The following is an 18,746-nucleotide window of genomic DNA, read 5'->3' as shown; positions in this document are numbered from 1 at the left end:
GGGCCCCGGGGCGGGTGCCGGTTCGGGCCGCGGCTCCGCCGCGGGCGCGGGCACCGACGGCGCGGCGGCGGCCGGGGCGTCGGATTCCGGCGTGGTGAGCAGGTTCTTCGGCAGGACCAGCATGGCCCGGGTCCCCTGGTAGATGTTCGGCGCGGTCAACTCGACGCGGAAGCCGTACTCCTCGGCCAGCAGCGACGCCACCCGCAGACCCGTCTGGGGGTGGGCACCCAGACGCGTGATGTCGTCGCGCTGCTCGCCCGACATCACGTCGCTGGCCCACATCAGGCGCTCGTCGTCCATGCGCAGCCCCGCGTCGTCGACGACCAGGAAGCAGGCGTGGTGCCCCTGTTCGAGCGAGACGTGCACCTTGGCGGCGGGCGGGGAGTAGCGCAGCGCGTTGTCCAGCAGCACGGCGAGGGCGTGCACGACCGCCTCCACGGCGCGGCCCTGGACGACGACGGACCCCATCTCGGGGTGCTTGACCCGCTCGTAGCCCTCGATCCGGCCCATCGCGGACCGGACGATGTCGGTGAGCGAGGTGGCGGGCCAGCGACGGGACAGCTTGTCGCCGGCGAGCACCGCGTACCCGGAGGCCGTGAGCAGCATCTGCTGGGCGAGGTGGTCGATCTCCACCAGCGTCGCGTACGCCTCGTCGGAGATGTGACGCCGCACGCCCTGGCTGACCGTCCGGCCGAGGCGGGCCGCACGGGCCACCACGTTGTTGGCGAAGCCGCGGACCGCGGCCCGCGCCACCCCGACGGACTCCTCGCGCACCCGGGCGATCTGGTGCTCCATGTCCTGCTTGACGAGTTCGGCGTCCCGGGCGGACGCCGCCCGCTCCTGGGCCCGTACCTCCTCGACGGCCGAGGCCACCGTGCCGGGGAGGGCCCGCAGCCGTTCGGCGAGCGGCGTCCCGTGGAGGGCCGCCGGGACGATCAGCTGGGTGTCGCGTCCCGGACCGTCCTGGCCCGGTGCGAGGGCCGCGGGGAGCACCGCGGTCGTGATCCGGTCCAGGCACTGCTCGGTGGCGAGGAGTTGCTGGGTGAGCAGATCGGCGTGCCGCTGAAGCGATTCGGCCCGGCGCCGGTCCTGTTCGCGCCGGCGCCGGAAGTGCCAGACGCCCCCGACGCCGGTCACCGTCAGCAACGCGGTGGCGGTCCATAACAGTTCAGTCATCAGGTCCTCACGGATCAGCAAGCCGTCGGTGTGCGGGGGGGAAGGACGGAGCGGGACGGCCCGGCTCCGAGCGGGTGACCGGGGCACGCGGGGACCGGCCGCCGCCTGGCGGGCGGGGGTGCGGCGGGCGTGCGCTGGGCGGCCCACGGGAGTGCGTCACTGGACGGGTGTGCGGGTCCGGGGCTGCCGTGGCGGCCACCGCCCGGGGCTCGTCCGTGACGTCGCCCGATCACGGTCAGGGGCCCTAACAAGCCAGATCTGGCCCGTGTATCGCGGCCCGTGCCGAGGGCGCACGGCGGCGCCCCTCGGCGCTCTCGCGCAGCACCGTCCCGAAGGACCCCCGGACCCGGTCCCCGGGCGCCGGGGACACGGCGGTGCGGACTGCGGCTAGGGGGCGCGACATGGATCTCCCAGGAACGGAACGAGGGCGTGCACGAGCAGGGGACCCAGCCTCTGCCGGGCCCTCCGGTGGCCTTCGGGTACGGACCATACCCCTCGCGCTCACGTCTTGTACCGGCTTGGTGACGGCGGAGGGGAAACACCGGGCATTTGCTCCGAGAAGTCGGGGTCGCAGCGGCGCGCCGCCTGGCCGAAAAGGGTTCCTGCTCTACGTCTGTTCGACACCGCATGGCTCAACGATCGTTCTGGACGGTCGAGTTGTGCGCCGGTGCGCCCAGGGGCGCACGTCCGGCGCGCGGCGACGGGGGCCCCGCCGGCGGGGAGCCGGGCGGTTACCGTCTGCGGCATGAGCGAGAACACCGAGCGGTCCGTCGTCGTCCGCCGCACCGCGGCCGGCGGTTTCACCGCGACCAACCCCCGGGGCGGGACCGTCGACTTCAGCACCTCCTCCGGCGACGGCCCGGACACCGCCTTCACCCCCGTCGAGCTCCTGCTCGCCGCGATCGGCGGCTGCACCGCGGCGGACGTCGACGCCGCCACCGGCCGGCACAGCGAACCGGACACGTTCATGGTCACCGTGTCCGGTGACAAGATCAGCGACCACCTCGGCAACCGCATGACCGGCCTCACGGTCGCCTTCACCGTCACCTTCCCCGACGGCGAGGGCGCGGAGCGCGCCCGCACCGTCCTGCCGCGCGCGGTCAGGACCTCCCACGAGCGCCTGTGCACGGTCAGCCGCACCGTCGAGACCGGGACACCGGTGACCACGACGGTCAACGGCGCCTGACAGGGGGCCGGTCGGGGCGGGCGGGGCTTCGGGCCCCCTGAGCGTCGGGCGGTTGCCGGGGCGGCCGATGTGTTCGGGAGCGCCGCCCCGGGGTGCAGGCAGGCCGGCCGGACCCGGTGGCGCTGTCCGACCGACAGTGTGGTCAGCGGGCGGGCGCGGTCGGTGCAGGCGCCGAGTGCCTCCAGGGCGACGTCGACACGGCGTTCGGCGTCCCAGGCGTCGAGCCGGGTGGTGGCCTCCAGCGCCGTGGCGTAGCGGTCGTCGGCGGCCGGGTCGCCGTCGGCGAGGGCGGCCGTCGCCGCGTCCAGCGCCTCCAGGGCGGTGTTCGAGGCGGCCAGCGCCGCGGACGTCAGCGTGCCGACGGTCCCACCGCCGCGCCCGGCCGGCTCCTGGCGGGCCGGACCGATGGTGCCCGACCGCTGCACGGTGCCCGCGTCGGGCGTGAGCAGGCCGGCGAGGACGTGCGGCAGGGTCGTCTTGCCGCGGCCGTTCTCGCCGACGACCGCGATCCGCGACCGGGCGGAGACGGTCACGGACGCGTCGCTGAGGACCCGCCGGGAGGCGCGGGTGCCGGTGACGCGTTCGGCCCGGACGTGGGCGCTGCCGCCCGCCTCGACGGGGAGGGACACGGCTCGGGGAGTGGGGGTGGGATTCAAGGAGTGCTCCGCAGCTCGCAGGGAGCCGGGCAGCACGGAACAGCCGCCCGGCGGGACCGGAACGGCGAGCGCGCAGTCGACAAGGGGAGAAGGCGCCGCCGTCAGCGGGCGGATCGGACCTTCTGCGACCAGATTCCTCGTGCCATGCCGGCGATGCCAGTCAACCCGGCACACGGCTTCACCTCGTTTTCGGGCCGGGCGCCGTCGGGCGTCCTCGGCGGGCGCGATCCGCTGGCCGGGACCTGCCGGGCGCACGCGCGGGTACGGTCACGACCGCCGGTGCTCGCGGGCCGCCTCCTCCACGAGGCCGCGCAGCCAGCGCAGGCCGGGATCGTCGGTGAGGGTGCCGTGCCAGATCGCGCTCACCGTGTACGTCGGCATCGGCAGCGGCGGGGGAGAGGCGGCCAGCCCGAGCGCCCGGGCGTACACGGTGGCCGCGTGCGTCGGCAGCGTGGCCAGCGCGGCCAGCGTCGGCAACTGGAGGGCCGCGCCGGCGAAGTGCGTGGTCGACGCGATCACCCGGCGGGTGAGCCCCCGGGCCTCCAGCAGGTCGTCGACGATGCCGCGCCGGCCGTCGTAGGAGATCAGCAGGTGCGGGTGGGACAGGTAGTCGTCAAGGCCGAGGGGTGTGCGCAGCGGCAGGAGGCGGGGCGCGAACAGGCACGTGTAGCCGGACTCGAACAGGTCGCGGCTGCGGTGATCGGCGCCGTGCGCGGGCGCGGCGGCCACCCCGAGGTCGATCTCGCCCCGGTCGATCATGCCGCCGACCGTGTTCCGGGTGGTCTGCCGCACGGCGATCCGGACGCCGGGCAGCGCCGCGGTGGCGGTCAGCAGCCGCGGCAGGAGGGCCGCCTCCAGGTCGTCGGACATGCCCAGGGTGAAGGTGCGGCGGGCGGTCGCGGGGTCGAAGCGGTCCCGGTCGGTCACCGCGCCGTGGATGAGGCTCAGCGCGGGCTCGACCCGGCGGGCCAGTTCCAGCGCGCGCGGAGTCGGCTCGACACCGCCCCGGGTGCGGGTGAACAGCTCGTCGCCGAACAGCGTGCGCAGGCGGCCGAGGGCGGCACTGGTGGCACCCTGGCTCAGATGGAGGGCGGCGGCGGCCCGGGTGACACTGCGCTCGCGCAGCAGTGCCGAGAAGACCACCAGCAGGTTCAGGTCCGCCTTGCGGAATTCGGTCTCGTAGATGTCGATCATCGCAAGGATGAGTTTGCCGGATGAGTGCCGTGGTTCCTACGGTCGGCACATGACAGCCGCCGAGGTCGAGTCCCGCCGTCCCGACACCACCGCGCCCCGCCGGACGGTGACCGCCGCCGTCGTCCAGGCGGCCGCACCGCTGTTCGACACCCCGGCCGCCCTGGCCAGGGCCGAGGAACTCCTCCGGGAGGCCGTCACCGGCCGGGGCGCCGACGTGGTCGTGCTGCCCGAGGCGTTCCTCGGCGGCTACCCGAAGGGACTGGACTTCGGCATCACGGTCGGCAGCCGCAGCCCCGCCGGACGGGACCTGTTCCGCCGCTACCACGCCGCGGCCGTCGAGGTCCCCGGCCCGGAGGTCGACGCGCTCGCCGCCGTCACGCGCGAACTCGGCTGCCACGCCGTGATCGGTGCCGTCGAACGCAGCGGCGGCACCCTCTACTGCGTCGCCCTGCTCTTCGGCCCGGACGGCTACCTGGGGCTGCACCGCAAGCTGATGCCCACCGCGGCCGAGCGCTACCTGTGGGGCCAGGGCGACGGCTCCACCCTCCCGGTCGCCGACACCGGCACGGGCCGCCTCGGCACGGCCATCTGCTGGGAGAACTACATGCCGCTGTTCCGCACCGCCATGTACGCCAAGGGCGTCGACCTGTGGTGCGCGCCGACCGTGGACGACCGGGACGCCTGGCAGGCCACCATGCGGCACGTCGCGCTGGAGGGCCGCTGCTTCGTCCTCAGCGCCTGCCAGTACCTGCGGCGCGACGGCCTGCCGGACGACGTGCGCCCCGTCCAGGGCGACGAGCCCGGCACGGTCCTGATCGGCGGCGGTTCCGTCATCGTCTCCCCGCTCGGCGAGGTGCTGGCCGGGCCGCTGCGCGACGGCGAGGGCATCCTGACCGCCGAGCTCGACCTCGACGACCTCGTGCGCGCCCGCTTCGACTTCGACCCGGTCGGCCACTACGCCCGCCCGGACGTCTTCACCCTGCACGTCGACGAGTCCCCCACCGCCACCGTGACCGGCCCCCGGTGAGCCCCATCGCCAACGAACGGGAGTTTTCCGTGCCGTACGACATCGACGCACTTCGCGCCCGGTTCCCCGCCCTGGCGGCGGGCACCGCCCACTTCGACGGGCCCGGCGGCACCCAGACGCCGGGCCCGGTCATCCGGGCCGTCGCGGACGCCCTCTCCGCGCCGCTGTCGAACCGGGGCCGGTGGGCCGTGGGGGAGCGCAACGCCGAGAACATCGTCACCGACGCCCGCCGGGCGATGGCCGACCTGCTGGGCGCGGATCCCGCCGGCATCGTCTTCGGGCGCAGCGCCACCCAGCTCGCGTACGACTTCTCCCGCACCCTCGCCCGGACCTGGTCGCCGGGCGACGAGGTGGTGGTGACCAGCCTCGACCACGACTCCAACATCCGTCCCTGGACGCAGGCGGCCGAGCGCGCGGGCGTCACCGTGCGCCGCGCCGACTTCGACCCGCGACCGGGGAGCTGACGCCCGGCCACATCCGCGCCGTGCTGAGCGACCGCACCCGGCTGGTCGCCGTGACGGCGGCGTCCAACCTGATCGGCACCCGCCCGCGCATCGCCGAGATCGCCCGCGCGGTCCACGAGGCGGGCGCCCTCCTCTACGTCGACGGTGTGCACTACACCGCCCACTGCCTGGTGGACGTGGAGCAGCTGGGCGCGGACTTCTTCACCTGCTCGCCGTACAAGTTCCTCGGCCCCCACCACGGCGTGCTCGCCGCCCGGCCGGCGCTGCTGGAGACCCTGCGCCCCGACAAGCTCCTGCCGTCCAGCGACGCCGTCCCCGAGCGTTTCGAACTGGGCACGCTGCCCTACGAGTTCCTGGCCGGCACCCGCGCCGCCGTCGACTTCATCGCCGGCTTCGACACCGGGGCGACGGGCACGCGACGCGACCGGCTGGCGGCGGGCTACCGCGCGCTGGAGCAGCACGAGGAGACGCTGCGCACCCGTATGGAGAAGGGGCTGGCCACCCTGGACGGGATCACGGTGCACTCCCGGGCCGCCGAGCGCACCCCCACCCTCCTGCTGACCTTCGACGGCCGCAGCGCGGCGGACGCCCACCGGTTCCTGGCCGACCGCGGGGTGCACGCCCCGGCCGGTTCCTTCTACGCCCTGGGGGCCTCGCGCCGCCTCGGACTGGGCGACACCGGCGGCCTCCGCGCCGGTCTGGCCCCCTACAACACCGCCGACGACGTCGACCGGCTCATCGAGGGCCTGGCGGACTTCCTGCGGTCCTGACGACCGCGCTCCGTTCCCGGCGGTGCGGACAGCTGCCGGGAACGGGGGCGACGGACGGGTGGGGGACGGCCTCAGACGAGGTCCTCCCCGTTGCGGCGGGCCTCGGCCCACTCACGGAAGAACCCGCGGCTGATCACGAACAGGACGATCGCCACCAGTAGGGGCCACATCAGGATGTACGCGGTGAGAACTGCGGTGGTCACGGTGCCTCCTCTCGGGGTCACTTGCTGCCGGTGCCGGCGGGTTCGGGATCGGCGTCGGGGTCCTGCGCGCTACGCCCGACGGACACCTCGTCGCCGTCGGCGGGGGCGGCCGCCGCTGCGGTTTCGGCAGGGGAGTCGTCGAAGTCGCCGGTGCGCTGCGCGATGACGGCGAAGTCGAAGTCCTTCTGCTGACGGAACGACATGGACCAGCAGACGATGGTGGACACCGAGTAGGCCACCAGCGAACCGCTGAGCGTGGCGTACTCGTGCAGCTCGCCGATGGCGAACGGGGCCGACACCACGATCGCCGTGACGCCCACGACGCGGGCCGGACGGGCGCCGAAGAAGCCGAACACCATCAGGCCCAGGACGACGCCGATGCCGACGACCGCGAGGACGTCCACGACGATGCCGAGCGCGTTGTCCAGGGGGACCCAGCCGAAGCGGACCGGCAGGAACACCGCGAGCGCGGCGAGCACCGAGGTGGTGAACGCCCGTCCGGTGACCTTGCCCCAGTAGAAGCTGGCGAGCACGGGGAAGACGAGCGCGCCCCACAGTGCACCGACGAACACCAGCAGGTCGAGGATGTTCAGCTGCAGGCTGGCGAAGGCGACGGCGGTCGCGGTGGCCAGGACCATGGTGATGCGGCCGACCAGCAGCATCGTCTTCGGGTCGGCCTTCTCCTTGCCGGCCACGTTCTGCCCGTAGACGTCGGCCATCATGATCGAGGAGAGGGCCGCGAGGTCGGAGTCCGCGGTCGACGACAGGGCGCCGACGATCATGATGAAGAACACGGCCAGCAGCACGGGCGGCAGGTACTCGGCGGCCATGCCCGGGATGATGTTGTTCGGGTCGCCGCCGGACGGTTCGAAGCCGAGGTAGAGGGCGAGCACACCGATCATGCCGACGCCGATGACCATGGCGCCGTAGCCGACGGTCGCCGTGATGAAGGTCGGCTTGATCAGGCTCTCCTTCACGGCGAACAGGCGCTGCGCGATGGTCTGGTTGCCGATCGCGTAGGCGAGCACCGCGGCGATGTACGGGGCGCCCTGCTGCATGAACGCCTCGCTGGAGAAGAAGTTGCCCTGCTCGGCGGTCAGGTTGCTCGCGCCGGTCTCGAACGCGGCGGGGAAGTCGGCCGCGAAGAAGATGAACGGGACGATGACGGCGACGGCGCCGAGCATCGCGACGACCTGCACGAAGTCGGTGAGGACCGAGGCCCGGAAGCCGGACCACAGGGTGTAGAGCAGCACGCCCGCCGCGACGGCGAAGACGCCCTGGGTGAAGTTGAACGGCGACAGCAGCGAGATGAGCACGCCACCGGCGATGAAGTTCGACATCAGGCTGATGAGGCTGCCGACGATGTTCGACCCGGCGAGCATCAGCTGACTGGACCGGCCGTGCCGGACGTAGAGCACCTCGGCGAGGGTGTGCGCCTTGGGTGCGACGGCCCGGATGCGCCGGCCGAAGGGGTAGATGAACAGGATCATCAGGGCGCCCCACAGCCCGTAGTGGATCGGGCCGGAGATGCCGTAGGTGTAACCGGAGGTCGCGGACGCGTACATGGAGGAGGCCCAGATCCAGGTCGCCGTCATGCTGGCGGCGGAGACACCGAAGCCGAGGTTGTTCCCGGCCGTCATGTAGCCGTCGGCGTTCTCCTCCTTCTTACCGATACGGGTCGAGATGAGGAAGGTCCCCCCGTAGAAGAGGACCAGCAGACCGACGACGACCAGGGCGTGGAACTGGGCTGTTTCCATTTCGCCCACACACGCCACCTCCTTCGACTCGTGGAGCCCGGCGTCGACCGCACGCCCGCGTGGGTCCACGGCAGGCAGCGGGACCGTCCCGCCGCGTGCGGCGGGAGGTTCCGACCCGGCAGCTCAGCGCTGTACAGGGGACGTTCACAAGAAGTGGCGGGCTTTGAGCCCGCAAACCGTCGGCACCGTAACAGCTCTTTCGAGCCAATGGGGCATCTCGTCGTTCGGGGCGCCACGAGGCTGTGCGCTGCAGCGACGTCTGAATTGTGCAAGTTACTGACATATTTACGGGGCCGATTTGGCCGAAAAGTGGCACTTCGCGACGGGCGTGAATGCGCGCAATTTGCTCATTGCGAATGCAATGTAGCGCGCTTTGTTACGCCAAAGAGATCAAGTGGGTGGCGGCATGTGCCTCATAGCGTTCATTGCTCCTAAGAGCCCCATACCGCAAAAAACGGCACGATTCGACCTCGGTTCGGTGAGTCCTGGGGGCGGGTGAGGCGGCGCCGTGTCCCGGCTCTCGGGTGTCGCCGTCCGGTCGCCGTTTGCCTAAAGGTGTTAGGCGGATGCACAATGAGCTTAGGAGATCACCTGAAGGAGATAGGGAGGCAGCGTGACCCGGGTGGGGCTGACGACGGAGCGCCTGGTCAGGGCCGGGGCCGAGATGGCCGACGAGATCGGCTTCGAGCGGACCACGCCCTCGGAGCTCGCCCGGCGGTTCGGCGTCAAGACCGCGAGCCTCTACTCGCACGTGCGGAACGCGCGCGACCTGAAGGCCCGGATCGCGCTCCTGGCGCTGGAGGAACTGGCCGACCGGGTCTCCGCCGCGGTGGCGGGCCGGGCCGGCCGGGACGCCCTGATCGCGTTCGCCGACGCCTACCGCGACTACGCCCAGGAGCACCCCGGCCGGTTCGCCGCCACCGCCTTCCCGCTCGACCCGGAGGAGGCGGCCGGCAGCGCCGGTGTGCGGCACGCCGCCATGGCCCGGGCCCTCCTGCGCGGCTACGCGCTCGACGAACCGCGCCAGACCCACGCCGTGCGGCTGCTCGGCAGCGTCTTCAGCGGCTTCGTCGGCCTGGAGGCGGCGGGCGGCTTCAGCCACAGCGCCCCCGACGCCCAGGAGAGCTGGACCGAGATCCTCGACGCGCTCGACCTCCTGCTCCGCACCTGGAGCACCACCCCCTGACCGGCCGCACCGGCACCACCGGACCACCCGGCCCCCACACCGAAGAGGCACGCACGACATGACCCCGCGGCACGACTGGACCACCGTCCCCCTGACGTCCGACCTGATATGCGGCGCCCTCGACCTGGAGCGCACCGAGCGGGGCGTCCTGCCCCACCGCCTGCCCCCGGCCGCGCGACGGCGGATCCCCGACGACCGGCTGGCCATGGCGGAGTCGCAGCCCTCCGGCGTCCGGCTGGCCCTCCGCACCGCGGCGACCGCCCTCGAACTGGACGTCGTCGCCACCAAGCGCGTCTATCCCGGAGCACCCCCACGGCCCGACGGGGTGTACGAGCTGCTGGTCGACGGCCGCCTCGCCGGCTCCGCCACCGTCCCCGACGGAGACACGCTCACCCTGGACATGACCACCGGAGCGGGCCGGACCAGCCGAGGGCCGGTGCGGACCGTCCGCTTCGACGGCCTGGGCGGCGGTGAGAAGGACATCGAGATCTGGCTGCCGCACGACGAGACCACCCTCCTCGTCGAACTGCGCACCGACGCTCCGGCACGGCCCGCGCCCGCGGCCGGGCGCAAGGTCTGGATGCATCACGGCAGTTCGATCAGCCACGGGTCCAACGCCACGACTCCCACCGGCACCTGGCCCGCCGTGGCCGCCGCCCTGGCCGGCGTGGACCTGGTCAACCTGGGGTTCGGCGGCAGCGCCCTGCTCGACCCGTTCATGGCCCGCGCGATGCGCGACACGCCCGCCGACCTGATCAGCGTCAAGATCGGCATCAACCTCGTCAACGCGGACCTCATGCGGCTGCGCGCCTTCGGTCCGGCCGTCCACGGCTTCCTCGACACCCTCCGCGAGGGCCACCCGACGACGCCCCTGCTGGTCGTCTCACCCATCTTCTGCGCCATCCACGAGACCACCCCGGGTCCCTGCGCCCCCGACCTCGGTGCGCTGAGCGAGGGCCGGCTGCGGTTCCGGGCCACCGGCGACCCCGAGGAGACCGCGGCGGGGAAGCTGACGCTGAGGGTCATCCGCGAGGAACTGGCCCGCATCGTCGCCCAGCGCGCCGACGAGGACCCGCACCTCCACCACCTCGACGGCCTCGGCCTGTACGGCGAGACCGACCACGCCGAGGAGCCCCTGCCCGACGCGCTGCACCCCGCCCCCGCGACCCACCGGCTGGTGGGGGAGCGCTTCGCCCGCCTGGCGTTCGGGGACAAGGGGGCGTTCGGACCCGGAGGCCGGTGACGGGACCGGCGCCGAGGTGGTCGAGCCGATCGGCGAACCGCTCGGCGCGGACCGGGCCGTGGCGGCGGGTGCCCGAAAACAGACGCAACGGGTCGACAGGCGGCCGGTGGTGATTCATCGTGATCACCGAGGCCGGTGGGCTGTGCGCGGGACTCCGGAGCAGCCGTCATGGTCCTCCCGCACGGACTCCTCGACGACGGGCCGTCGTTCCGGCGCACCGCGCCCACGGTGGAAGGCAGGCACCCATGAGTCAGGCCAGGCCGCCCGGCCCCACGCGGGCCGTGGTCCTCGGCGGCAGTATCGCGGGCATGCTCGCCGCGGCCGCCGTCAAGGACCACGTCGACCACGTCGAGATCGTCGAGGCGCACGACCTGCCCGACGGCCCCGAGCCGCGCACCGGCGTCCCCCAGGCCGCCCACGTCCACCTGCTGCAGACGGGCGGGGTCGAGGCGATCGAGTCGCTGCTGCCCGGCTGGGCCGACGCACTCGTCGCCGAGGGCGCCCACCGGGTGCCCGAGACGACCGGGATGGTCCTGTACGCCCCGGAGGGCTGGTACCGGCGCTGGCAGCGCGCGACCCATCACCTGATCACCGCGGGCCGTGACCTGACCGACAGTGTGGTGCGGCGCCGGGTCCGCCAGGACCCGCGGGTCGGGGTCCGCCCCCGCACCCGGGCCGTCGGGCTGCTCGGTGACGCCCGCAAGGTCACCGGCGTGCTGGTCCGCACCGCCGACGGCGTGACGGCCGAACTCGCCGCCGACCTGGTCGTCGACGCCACCGGCCGCGCCTCCCGCACCCCCGAGTGGCTGGCCCGCCTCGGCATCACCGGTCTGCGCGAGGACCGCATCGACTCCGGCCTCGCCTACGCCAGCCGGCTCTACCGGGCGCCCGTCCCCACGCGGAACTGGCCGGTGGTCGGCATCCAGGCCGACCCGGGCCTGTCACGGCCCGGCGCCGCCGGCGCGATCGCGCCGATCGAGGGCGGGGCGTGGCAGGTCAGCCTGATGGGCGCCCCCGGCGGGCGGCCCACCGCGGACCCCGACGCGTTCCTGCCCTTCGCCCGCGGACTGCGCCACCCCCTCATCGCGGACCTCATCGAGCACGCCGAACCCCTCACCGGCGTCAGTGTCACCCACGGGACCGCGAACCGGCGCCGCTACTACGAACGGCTCCCCGCGTGGCCGGACGGGCTGGTCGTCCTCGGGGACGCCGTGGCGGCCGTCAACCCCCTGTACGGGCACGGCATGTCGGTCGCCGCCCAGGAGGCCGTGGCCCTGCGCGACCTGCTGCGGACGGCCGGCCCCGGCCCCGGGCTGGCGCGCCGCGCCCAACGGGCCGTCGCCCGCTGCGCGGACACGGCCTGGGCGCTGTCCGTCGGGCAGGACATCCACTTCCCCACGACCACGGGGAAACGCCCCACCGTCGCCGACCGGCTCCTGCACCGCTACGTCGGCCGTCTCTCCCGCACGGCCACCGGCTCCTTCCACGCGGCGACCGCCCTCACCGACGTCCTCGCCCTCCAGGCGGCCCCGGCGTCCCTGCTCCGGCCCGCCGTCCTCGTGACCGCCCTCGCCGGCCCGCTCCGACCGCCCCTGGACGGCCCGCAGTTCACCCCCGCCGAACGCGCGCTGCTGGACGCCCTGCGCGAACCCGGCGGCCGGCACCTGCGGGAGCCCGGCGCCGCTTGACCTCGACCGCGGTCGAGTTTCTACGTTCCTCACAGGGCCGCGGACATCCCGTCCGTCCGGCTCCCGCAGCGAGGAGGCACGTGGTGACCGACAGCACGACCCGGACCCCGACCCGGAATCCGACCCCGACCCCGGCCGACATCCCCGACCGCTACCGCCATGCGGTGGTCCCGCACATCATGGTGGACGACGCCGACGCGGCGATCGCCTTCTACCGGCGGGCCTTCGGCGCCCGCGAGGACTTCCGGCTGGAGGCGCCGAACGGCGGGATCCTGCACGCCGAGATCTCCATCGGCCCGTCGGTCCTGATGCTCGGCGACGCCGGAGCCGACGAGGCGGGCGCGAGCACCTGGGCGGCCCCCGCCGCGCTCGGCGGCCGTACCTCCGTCACGCTGCACATCTTCGTGCCCGACGTCGACGGGCTGGCGGAACGCGCGGTGGCCGCGGGCGCGGAACTCCTCCAGCCGCCCACGGACATGTTCCACGGGGACCGCACCGCCATCGTCAAGGATCCCCACGGCCACCTGTGGGTCCTCCTCACCCACGTCGAGGACGTCTCCGAGGAGGAACTGCGCAGCAGGCTCACCGCGGCCGGGTGAGCGGGCCGGGCGCCCGCCGCCTTCCCGCGGCGGTCCCGCACCGGGCCCGGACGGACGCCCGGCGGCGTCCGCCCGGGGCCCGCCGCGGCTACAGCTCCCGGTAGTAGACGGTGACCGGCAGCGGTGTGCACCCGAGGGCCTCGTACAGCGCCCTCGCGGGAGCGTGGAACGGGTCGCCTCCCGTGCCGATCTCCACCACCTCGGCCCCGGCGGCGCGCAGGGCCGCGAAGGCGTGCTCGCACAGGGCGGTGCCGACGTGGGCGCGGCGGTGGAGCGGGGACACGGCGAGCAGCGTGATGCTGCCGTTCCTGCGCTCCGGGACGACGCTCCACGCCACGTAGCCCGCGAGGCCGTCGCCGGCGTCGGCGACGGCGACATGGGCGTGCCGCTCGGGTGCGTGGAGGCCGGCGAGCTGGCGGCGGTAGTCCTCGCGCCAGTCGCCGTGCTGGTTGGCGAAGACGGCCTCGCCCACCAGGGGGCGGAAGGAGTCCTCGTAGAACGGACGGAAGGTGTCGATGGTGAGTTCGGTCAGCGGCACGAGGTCGTGCTGCCGGAATGCGCGGATGAGCATGGAGGTGCGCCTCTCGGGCTGAGGGCTCGGGGCCCGGGCAGAGAAACAGGGACGTCTGCCGGCCCGCTCACGGCCGGGGAACGGCGGCGAGCAGGGCCCTCAGTGACGCGTGCGCTCAGCGGCGTGACACTCCATGACGCCAGGATACGCCCCGGCCCCGCGGGGAGCCCGGGGCTGACCGCGGCCGGGCACGGCGCAGATGCCGTACGGGCGCGGGGCGCGGTCGGCTCGGCGGCGGTCAGCGGCCGGCCGGCTGGTGGGGGAGGGGATGGTCGGCCGGGCGGGAACCGGACTGGTTCCGGCCGCCCGCGAGGGCCAGGGAGCCGGGGCCGGAGAACACCAGCAGCAGGAAGCCCCAGCAGAACAGCGCGGGGGCGAGGCCGCCGTTCTGGAGCGGGAACAAGCCGTCCTGCTGGTGCTCGGTGAAGTAGGCGAAGGCCATGATCCCGGAGCTGAGGAAGGCCGCGGCACGCGTGCCGACCCCGAGGAGGATCAGGGCACCGCACACCAGCTCGATCACCCCGGCGTACCAGAACGGCCACTCGCCCACCGGGCTGGCCTTGCGGTCGAGCACGCCGAAGAGCGTGGCCGCGCCCTCGCTGGCGAACAGCACACCCAGCACGATGCGGAACAGACCCAGGACGAGGGGTTGACGGGCCGTCAGCCAGTCGCTGATGCGGGCGGTGTTCATCGGGCTTCTCCTCGTGCGTGTTCGCGGTCTTCCGGGCACTTCGGGCAGGCGGGACCCCGGCGGGGCGGGTCGTCCCCTTCCTCCCTACGCACGCGCGGCCCCGCGCGTTCAGCAGGCCGGCGGATTCCCGGACCCAGCACCACGGGCGGCGCGCGGCAGGGCCCGCGCAAAAGACCGGTGGCCGTCCCGGGATGTGCGGGACGGCCACCGGCCGGAGAAGAACGGCGAGGAGAGCGAAGGGACTGGATCAAAGTGGAATTGAGAAGGAAGCCCCCTCATGGCCTCGCCACGGTCACGTTAACACTCAGGCGGGTATCAGGTCGCGCAGATTTCCGGGGGTCACCACGCGGGAGTCCGGGTGGAGGCCGTCCGGCCGTTCCAGACCGACGAAGGTGACCGGGCCCGCCGGGACCTTCTTGCCGTCCCACACGTCGACGGTCGTCGCGTCACCGGTCATCAGCTCCGTGAGGTGGCCGACGGTGAGCTGCTCCCGCTCGACGATCGCGCGCAGCAGCGCCGCGACCGTCAGCCGGTTGCCCTCCACCCGGTTCTGCGACGGGGTCCCCGGCAGGTACAGGTGCAGCCACTTCGCGCGCCAGCGGCCGTCCGCCCCGCGCAGGAACGCCAGCGGCAGGGCGACCCGGCCGGGGCCGCGCAGTTCGGACTTCATCCGCACCGTCCGCGGCTCGAACGGGCGGCCCTTCTGCCGGCCCTCGCGCAGCATGAACCCGAAGAACGACTCCTCGACCTCATCGAAGTCCTCCCCGTCGTAGATGTTGACCTGCGGCACGATGCACGTGGCGCGCACCGTGTCCAGTCGCAGGTCGATGAACTCCGACGCCCCTTCGGGCGCGCTGATGATGTCACCGGAGTGGCGGCCCCCGACGCCGCGCAGGTCGGTGTACGACAGCCAGGAGACCGTCTCGTAGTCCGCGTCGAGCAGGAGCGCCGACAGGTCGAAGTCGGTGGAGACCGCGGTCTCCTTCCAGTACACGAAGAAGCGCAGCAGCTCCCCCTCGACCGCCGACACCGAGCCGCGCGGCAGCACCCCGAGCCCGCCGGTGCTCGCCCGGCCGGACAGCGGCAGCGCCACGTCGAGGACGTCCGGGTCGATCAGCAGGTGGTCGGCGACGCCCACCCGCCGGCGCAGCTCCGCGTCGAGCACGGCGATCAGCCGCTCACGGGCGGGGCCGGGCACCGGCCGGCGGGTGTCGCCGGTGACATGACCCCGGCCGAGACGGTTGACGAACAGGCGCTGCCCGCCGGTCTCCCGGGGCCGGTTGTGCAGGTGCTCGCGCACGGACAGCAGGACCCGGCCGGAGACCTGGGGCAGGGCCTCCTCGACGGCGGCCAGCACCGCGTCGCTCTCCTCGGGGGAGGACGCGGAGCGCAGCAGCCGGTCCAGCGCGCGCAGCAGCCGGCCGGGCGCGGACCGCAGCACCGCGGCCGCACCGGTGACGTCGCCCCGGCCGAGCAGTTCCTCGACGCGGCTGTCCAGGGAGCGTGCCGTCCGTTCGCCGCGGGCGACGGCGAACACGCCGGCCGCGTGCGGCCACTGCGGGTACTCGTGCGGGTGCAGCCGCTCACCGAGCCGCTTGAACATCTCCCGGTGCGCGTGCACGTCGGCCGCCTTGGCGGGGTCGGCGGCGACGAGCGTGTCGAGACCCGCCAGCAGGGCCCGGCGCACCGGACGCGGCAGCGTCCGCAGCCGCGTCGGCTGCTGCAGGCTCACGTCGCCGCCCGACACCGCGCAGGCCAGCCGCAGCACGTCGGTGACCGTGTCCAGCAGCAGGACCGCCCCGGCCGCCAGCCGCACCTGGTTGATCACCGCCCGGTTCTCCCGCACCGGGACCGACTCGGGCTGCGGCCCGTCCACGCAGTGGCCGGCGAGGTCCCGCAGGTCGTCCAGGACCTCCTCCCCCAGAGGTGTGGTGCTGCCCGCCAACGCCAGGTACAGGGAGGTGACTTCGTCCTCCAGGGGCTCGCCGAGGTGCAGCACGGTCACCCGGTCGCCCGCCGCGGCGATCAGCTCGTCGTGGCGGGCCAGCAGGTCCGCGTACGTGTGCCGGTACCTGCCGTACGACGGGAGGGTGCGCAGGTCCACCACGCCGGTGTCGAGCTGGGCCAGGGTGCTCGCCCGCGTCCGGTCGTCGGCGAGCGCATCGGCGACGCACTCCCGCCAGAAGTCGGCGGTGTCCGGAACGTTGGCCGGAAAGTCGATGAAGTACGCGTTGTGCCGTACGTGGTCGCCGGCCATCTCCCGGACCGTGCGCAGGATCCGTACGGCGACGTCCACGACCGTCCCCTCGGACAGTCCGGCCAGGCACGCGAACGCGCGCGACGAGAGCTTGAACCCCACGGACAGCAACGCGGCGTCGAACTGCCGCGCCACGACGGAACCGTCTCCCGCGGGGCCGGACGGAGCGGGAACGCGGTGGGTGTGCCGGACGACCAGGGACTCGAATCGGTGGGACATTCCCGCATCGTTCCAAGGCCGGGTCGGTGGCCGCACCCGGTTTTCCCGGGCGCGGAGGCTCCCCACCGTCGCGGCTCACGCGTGCTGGAGCACCGGCTCCGTCTCGTTCGGGTCGGTGGCGATGAAGGCCGAGATGGTGCCGGAGTTGACGAGCAGGGTGCCGTCCGGCAGGCGTTTCACGAGCCCGCGGACGTTGAAGTTCTTCAGGAAGAAGCCGATGCGGGAGCGGGTCGTGCCGACCATCGCGGCGAGTTCGTCGTGGGTGATGCGGGCGTCGATGTGCTGCCACTGCGACTTCTGACCGGCGAACCGGTCGGAGAGGTGGAGCAGGATCGCGGCCAGACGGTATTCGCATTTCATGGTGACGAGGTGCTTGATGGTGCTTTCCCGCTGCCGTATCCGCTGGGCCAGATGATGGCTCCAGCTCTGGAAGAGATCGGGGTCGCTGCGCAGGATGCGGATGAATTCCCGGCGGTTGATGCGCAGCACCCGGCTGTCCAGCATGGCCGTGGCCGATTCCTCGTGCACGGACGGCACCAGGGAAAGCGCTCCTAAGATGTCGCCGCGGCGACATATGTCGAGAATACATTCCTTGCCGCTGTGGGCGCTGGTGGTGAGTTTGATGCCGCCCTGCACGATCAGGAAGAGGTCGTCGATGCTTTCGCCGCACGTGTACAGGTTGTACCCGCGCTCCAGATTGATGGGGGTCAACGAGATCTTGCGGTTCTCCACGACCTGAAGCAGGTGCGAATAAAGGGCAGACTTGCCGATTCGAACGTGCTGCACCGAAACCCCTCCCCGTTGTTCATGCCGGTGTGTGACGGCAGGTGTGGCCGGGAGCCCGGACGTGCCGGGCCCCGACCGCGGGTCGTCACGGATAGATCAATTCATGGTTCGCCATCATGGTGACGAACTTTTCAATCCTCTTGGCGCGTGTCTCGGGTTTTTTGGCGCTCTGCACGCGATACAGGATCGCGTACCGGTTCTTGCTGTTCAGGGTGGCGAAGAACTCCGCCGCCTCGGGCACTTCCAGCAGGGCGTCCTGCAGGTCGTCCGGGACGGTCATCTTGCTCTGCGAGGCGTAGGCCGCCTCCCACCGTCCGTCGGCCTTGGCGGCGTCGATCTCCCGCTGGCCGGCCGGCCGGATGCGGCCTTCCGCGGCCAGTCGTTCGACCCGTTCCCGGTTCACCTGGGACCAGGGGCTCTTCTTGGTCCGCGGCGTGAACCGCTGCTGCCAGTACAGGTCGTCGACCTTGTCGCGCTGACTGTCGATCCAGCCGAAGCAGACCGCGACGTCGAGGGCCTCGGAGTAGGTGACGCTCGGAATGCCACTGGCCTTCTTGGCGATCTTCACCCACACTCCGGCCGCGCTTTCGTGGTTCTCCTCCAGCCACTGCTCCCACTGGGCCTGATCCTCGAAGGGGATGGTTGGTTCGCTCATGCATGGATCCAATCAGAAGGCGGTGGGCTGCGGACTCTCTTCGCGGGGCCGGGGTGTCCGCACCCGGACGGGGACGTCCCGCTCCGGCCCGTGCACGGTGCCGCCCTGGACCGCGACCGCGAGGAAGGCGCCGTCGGGCGCCGCCCACTGCCGGAACGTGTACCGGGCGTGCTCGTGCCCCGCGCCGAGCGAACGCAGCCGTGGCCGGCCGGTCCCCACGTCGAACTCGCAGGCCGTCATGGGGAATCGCAGCCCGCTCCCGATCGCCTTCAGGTACGCCTCCTTCACCGTCCAGTAGCGCAGGAACAGTTCCTGGCGGCGCCCCGCGGGGGCCGCGGCCAGCTCCCGCCGCTCGCGCGGCGACAGCACCGTCCGGGCCAGCCGGCGCAGCGGCAGCGCCCGGCCGGGGCGCTCGACG

General features: G+C 73.0%; 16 protein-coding genes and 2 pseudogenes. 7 read left to right on the top strand and 11 right to left on the bottom strand.

The genetic code is table 11. The annotated features are described in order from the left end of the window. Window positions 1-1,176, bottom strand: a 1,176-nt coding sequence (locus G3I53_RS10410) for a sensor histidine kinase (protein ID WP_164438263.1), incomplete at its 3' end; no start/stop codon positions are given. A gap of 745 nt (window positions 1,177-1,921) precedes the next feature. On the opposite strand from G3I53_RS10410, the gene G3I53_RS10405 reads away from it, so the two are divergent. Continuing rightward, window positions 1,922-2,362 carry an OsmC family protein gene (locus G3I53_RS10405; RefSeq protein ID WP_164337258.1) on the top strand — a complete coding sequence of 147 codons (441 nt, stop codon included), beginning with the start codon at window positions 1,922-1,924 and terminating at the stop codon, window positions 2,360-2,362. A 119-nt stretch (window positions 2,363-2,481) separates the two neighbouring features. Here the strand turns inward: G3I53_RS10405 and G3I53_RS10400 are convergent. Both G3I53_RS10400 and G3I53_RS10395 read right to left on the bottom strand, forming a co-directional pair. Next, window positions 2,482-2,991 (bottom strand): annotated as a pseudogene (locus tag G3I53_RS10400) (ATP-binding cassette domain-containing protein); the annotation flags it as partial. 294 nt (window positions 2,992-3,285) lie between these two features. Further along, window positions 3,286-4,212, bottom strand: coding sequence for a LysR family transcriptional regulator (locus G3I53_RS10395; RefSeq protein WP_164334009.1), 927 nt, complete (start codon window positions 4,210-4,212; stop codon window positions 3,286-3,288). Between the two features lie 49 nt (window positions 4,213-4,261). On the opposite strand from G3I53_RS10395, the gene G3I53_RS10390 reads away from it, so the two are divergent. Together G3I53_RS10390 and G3I53_RS10385 are read left to right on the top strand one after the other, a co-directional pair. Further along, window positions 4,262-5,239 (top strand): nitrilase-related carbon-nitrogen hydrolase, encoded by a 978-nt coding sequence (locus G3I53_RS10390; protein WP_164334008.1) that lies wholly within the window; start codon window positions 4,262-4,264, stop codon window positions 5,237-5,239. Between the two features lie 29 nt (window positions 5,240-5,268). Further along, a pseudogene (locus tag G3I53_RS10385) lies at window positions 5,269-6,473 on the top strand (cysteine desulfurase-like protein). Window positions 6,474-6,544: 71 nt separating this feature from the next. Here G3I53_RS10385 and G3I53_RS33765 read toward each other — a convergent pair. Further along, a complete protein-coding gene (locus G3I53_RS33765; protein WP_318653154.1) occupies window positions 6,545-6,676 on the bottom strand; it encodes a putative transporter small subunit in 132 nt (43 codons plus the stop codon). A gap of 17 nt (window positions 6,677-6,693) precedes the next feature. Continuing rightward, window positions 6,694-8,433 carry a sodium:solute symporter family protein gene (locus G3I53_RS10380; protein WP_164334011.1) on the bottom strand — a complete coding sequence of 580 codons (1,740 nt, stop codon included), beginning with the start codon at window positions 8,431-8,433 and terminating at the stop codon, window positions 6,694-6,696. Between the two features lie 613 nt (window positions 8,434-9,046). Between G3I53_RS10380 and G3I53_RS10375 the strand changes: the two genes are divergently transcribed. The 4 genes from G3I53_RS10375 (at window position 9,047) to G3I53_RS10360 (ending at window position 13,149) form a co-directional block, all read left to right on the top strand. Then, on the top strand, window positions 9,047-9,619 hold the full coding sequence (locus tag G3I53_RS10375; RefSeq protein WP_164334007.1) for a TetR/AcrR family transcriptional regulator: 573 nt from the start codon (window positions 9,047-9,049) through the stop codon (window positions 9,617-9,619). Window positions 9,620-9,677: 58 nt separating this feature from the next. Next, window positions 9,678-10,862, top strand: a complete 1,185-nt coding sequence (locus G3I53_RS10370; protein ID WP_164334006.1) for a GDSL-type esterase/lipase family protein — start codon at window positions 9,678-9,680, stop codon at window positions 10,860-10,862. 245 nt (window positions 10,863-11,107) lie between these two features. After that, entirely contained in the window at window positions 11,108-12,550 is a 1,443-nt protein-coding gene (locus G3I53_RS10365; protein ID WP_164438262.1) for an FAD-dependent monooxygenase, read from the top strand. A gap of 179 nt (window positions 12,551-12,729) precedes the next feature. Next, the gene (locus G3I53_RS10360) at window positions 12,730-13,149 is read left to right on the top strand and encodes a VOC family protein (RefSeq protein WP_164335487.1); all 420 of its coding nucleotides are present in this window, start codon (window positions 12,730-12,732) and stop codon (window positions 13,147-13,149) included. A gap of 88 nt (window positions 13,150-13,237) precedes the next feature. Here the strand turns inward: G3I53_RS10360 and G3I53_RS10355 are convergent, their stop codons facing one another. The 6 genes from G3I53_RS10355 to G3I53_RS10330 all read right to left on the bottom strand — a co-directional run. Then, window positions 13,238-13,720, bottom strand: a complete 483-nt coding sequence (locus tag G3I53_RS10355; protein WP_164335485.1) for a GNAT family N-acetyltransferase — start codon at window positions 13,718-13,720, stop codon at window positions 13,238-13,240. 238 nt (window positions 13,721-13,958) lie between these two features. Further along, window positions 13,959-14,411 carry a DoxX family protein gene (locus tag G3I53_RS10350; protein ID WP_164335483.1) on the bottom strand — a complete coding sequence of 151 codons (453 nt, stop codon included), beginning with the start codon at window positions 14,409-14,411 and terminating at the stop codon, window positions 13,959-13,961. Between the two features lie 304 nt (window positions 14,412-14,715). Beyond that, window positions 14,716-16,887 (bottom strand): TerD family protein, encoded by a 2,172-nt coding sequence (locus G3I53_RS10345; protein WP_164438261.1) that lies wholly within the window; start codon window positions 16,885-16,887, stop codon window positions 14,716-14,718. Between the two features lie 75 nt (window positions 16,888-16,962). Next, the gene (locus G3I53_RS10340) at window positions 16,963-17,673 is read right to left on the bottom strand and encodes a Crp/Fnr family transcriptional regulator (protein ID WP_164333064.1); all 711 of its coding nucleotides are present in this window, start codon (window positions 17,671-17,673) and stop codon (window positions 16,963-16,965) included. 85 nt (window positions 17,674-17,758) lie between these two features. Further along, on the bottom strand, window positions 17,759-18,328 hold the full coding sequence (locus tag G3I53_RS10335) for a YdeI/OmpD-associated family protein (RefSeq protein WP_164333065.1): 570 nt from the start codon (window positions 18,326-18,328) through the stop codon (window positions 17,759-17,761). A 12-nt stretch (window positions 18,329-18,340) separates the two neighbouring features. Then, a partial coding sequence (locus G3I53_RS10330; protein ID WP_164438260.1) for a 4'-phosphopantetheinyl transferase superfamily protein occupies window positions 18,341-18,746 on the bottom strand: 406 nt, incomplete at its 5' end.

Source organism: Streptomyces sp. SID14436 (genome assembly GCF_010548465.1).
GTDB lineage: Bacteria > Actinomycetota > Actinomycetes > Streptomycetales > Streptomycetaceae > Streptomyces.
The sequence above is the reverse complement of the archived record's forward strand: the minus strand, read 5'-3'. Positions and strand labels throughout refer to the sequence as shown.

Coding starts and splice junctions, on each gene's coding strand:
- G3I53_RS10405 (WP_164337258.1), top strand. CDS start 1,922: ATGAGCGAGAACACCGAGCGGTCCGTCGTCGTCCGCCGCACCGCGGCC.
- G3I53_RS10395 (WP_164334009.1), bottom strand. CDS start 4,212: ATGATCGACATCTACGAGACCGAATTCCGCAAGGCGGACCTGAACCTG.
- G3I53_RS10390 (WP_164334008.1), top strand. CDS start 4,262: ATGACAGCCGCCGAGGTCGAGTCCCGCCGTCCCGACACCACCGCGCCC.
- G3I53_RS10380 (WP_164334011.1), bottom strand. CDS start 8,433: ATGGAAACAGCCCAGTTCCACGCCCTGGTCGTCGTCGGTCTGCTGGTC.
- G3I53_RS10370 (WP_164334006.1), top strand. CDS start 9,678: ATGACCCCGCGGCACGACTGGACCACCGTCCCCCTGACGTCCGACCTG.
- G3I53_RS10365 (WP_164438262.1), top strand. CDS start 11,108: ATGAGTCAGGCCAGGCCGCCCGGCCCCACGCGGGCCGTGGTCCTCGGC.
- G3I53_RS10360 (WP_164335487.1), top strand. CDS start 12,730: ATGGTGGACGACGCCGACGCGGCGATCGCCTTCTACCGGCGGGCCTTC.
- G3I53_RS10355 (WP_164335485.1), bottom strand. CDS start 13,720: ATGCTCATCCGCGCATTCCGGCAGCACGACCTCGTGCCGCTGACCGAA.
- G3I53_RS10350 (WP_164335483.1), bottom strand. CDS start 14,411: ATGAACACCGCCCGCATCAGCGACTGGCTGACGGCCCGTCAACCCCTC.
- G3I53_RS10345 (WP_164438261.1), bottom strand. CDS start 16,887: ATGTCCCACCGATTCGAGTCCCTGGTCGTCCGGCACACCCACCGCGTT.
- G3I53_RS10335 (WP_164333065.1), bottom strand. CDS start 18,328: ATGAGCGAACCAACCATCCCCTTCGAGGATCAGGCCCAGTGGGAGCAG.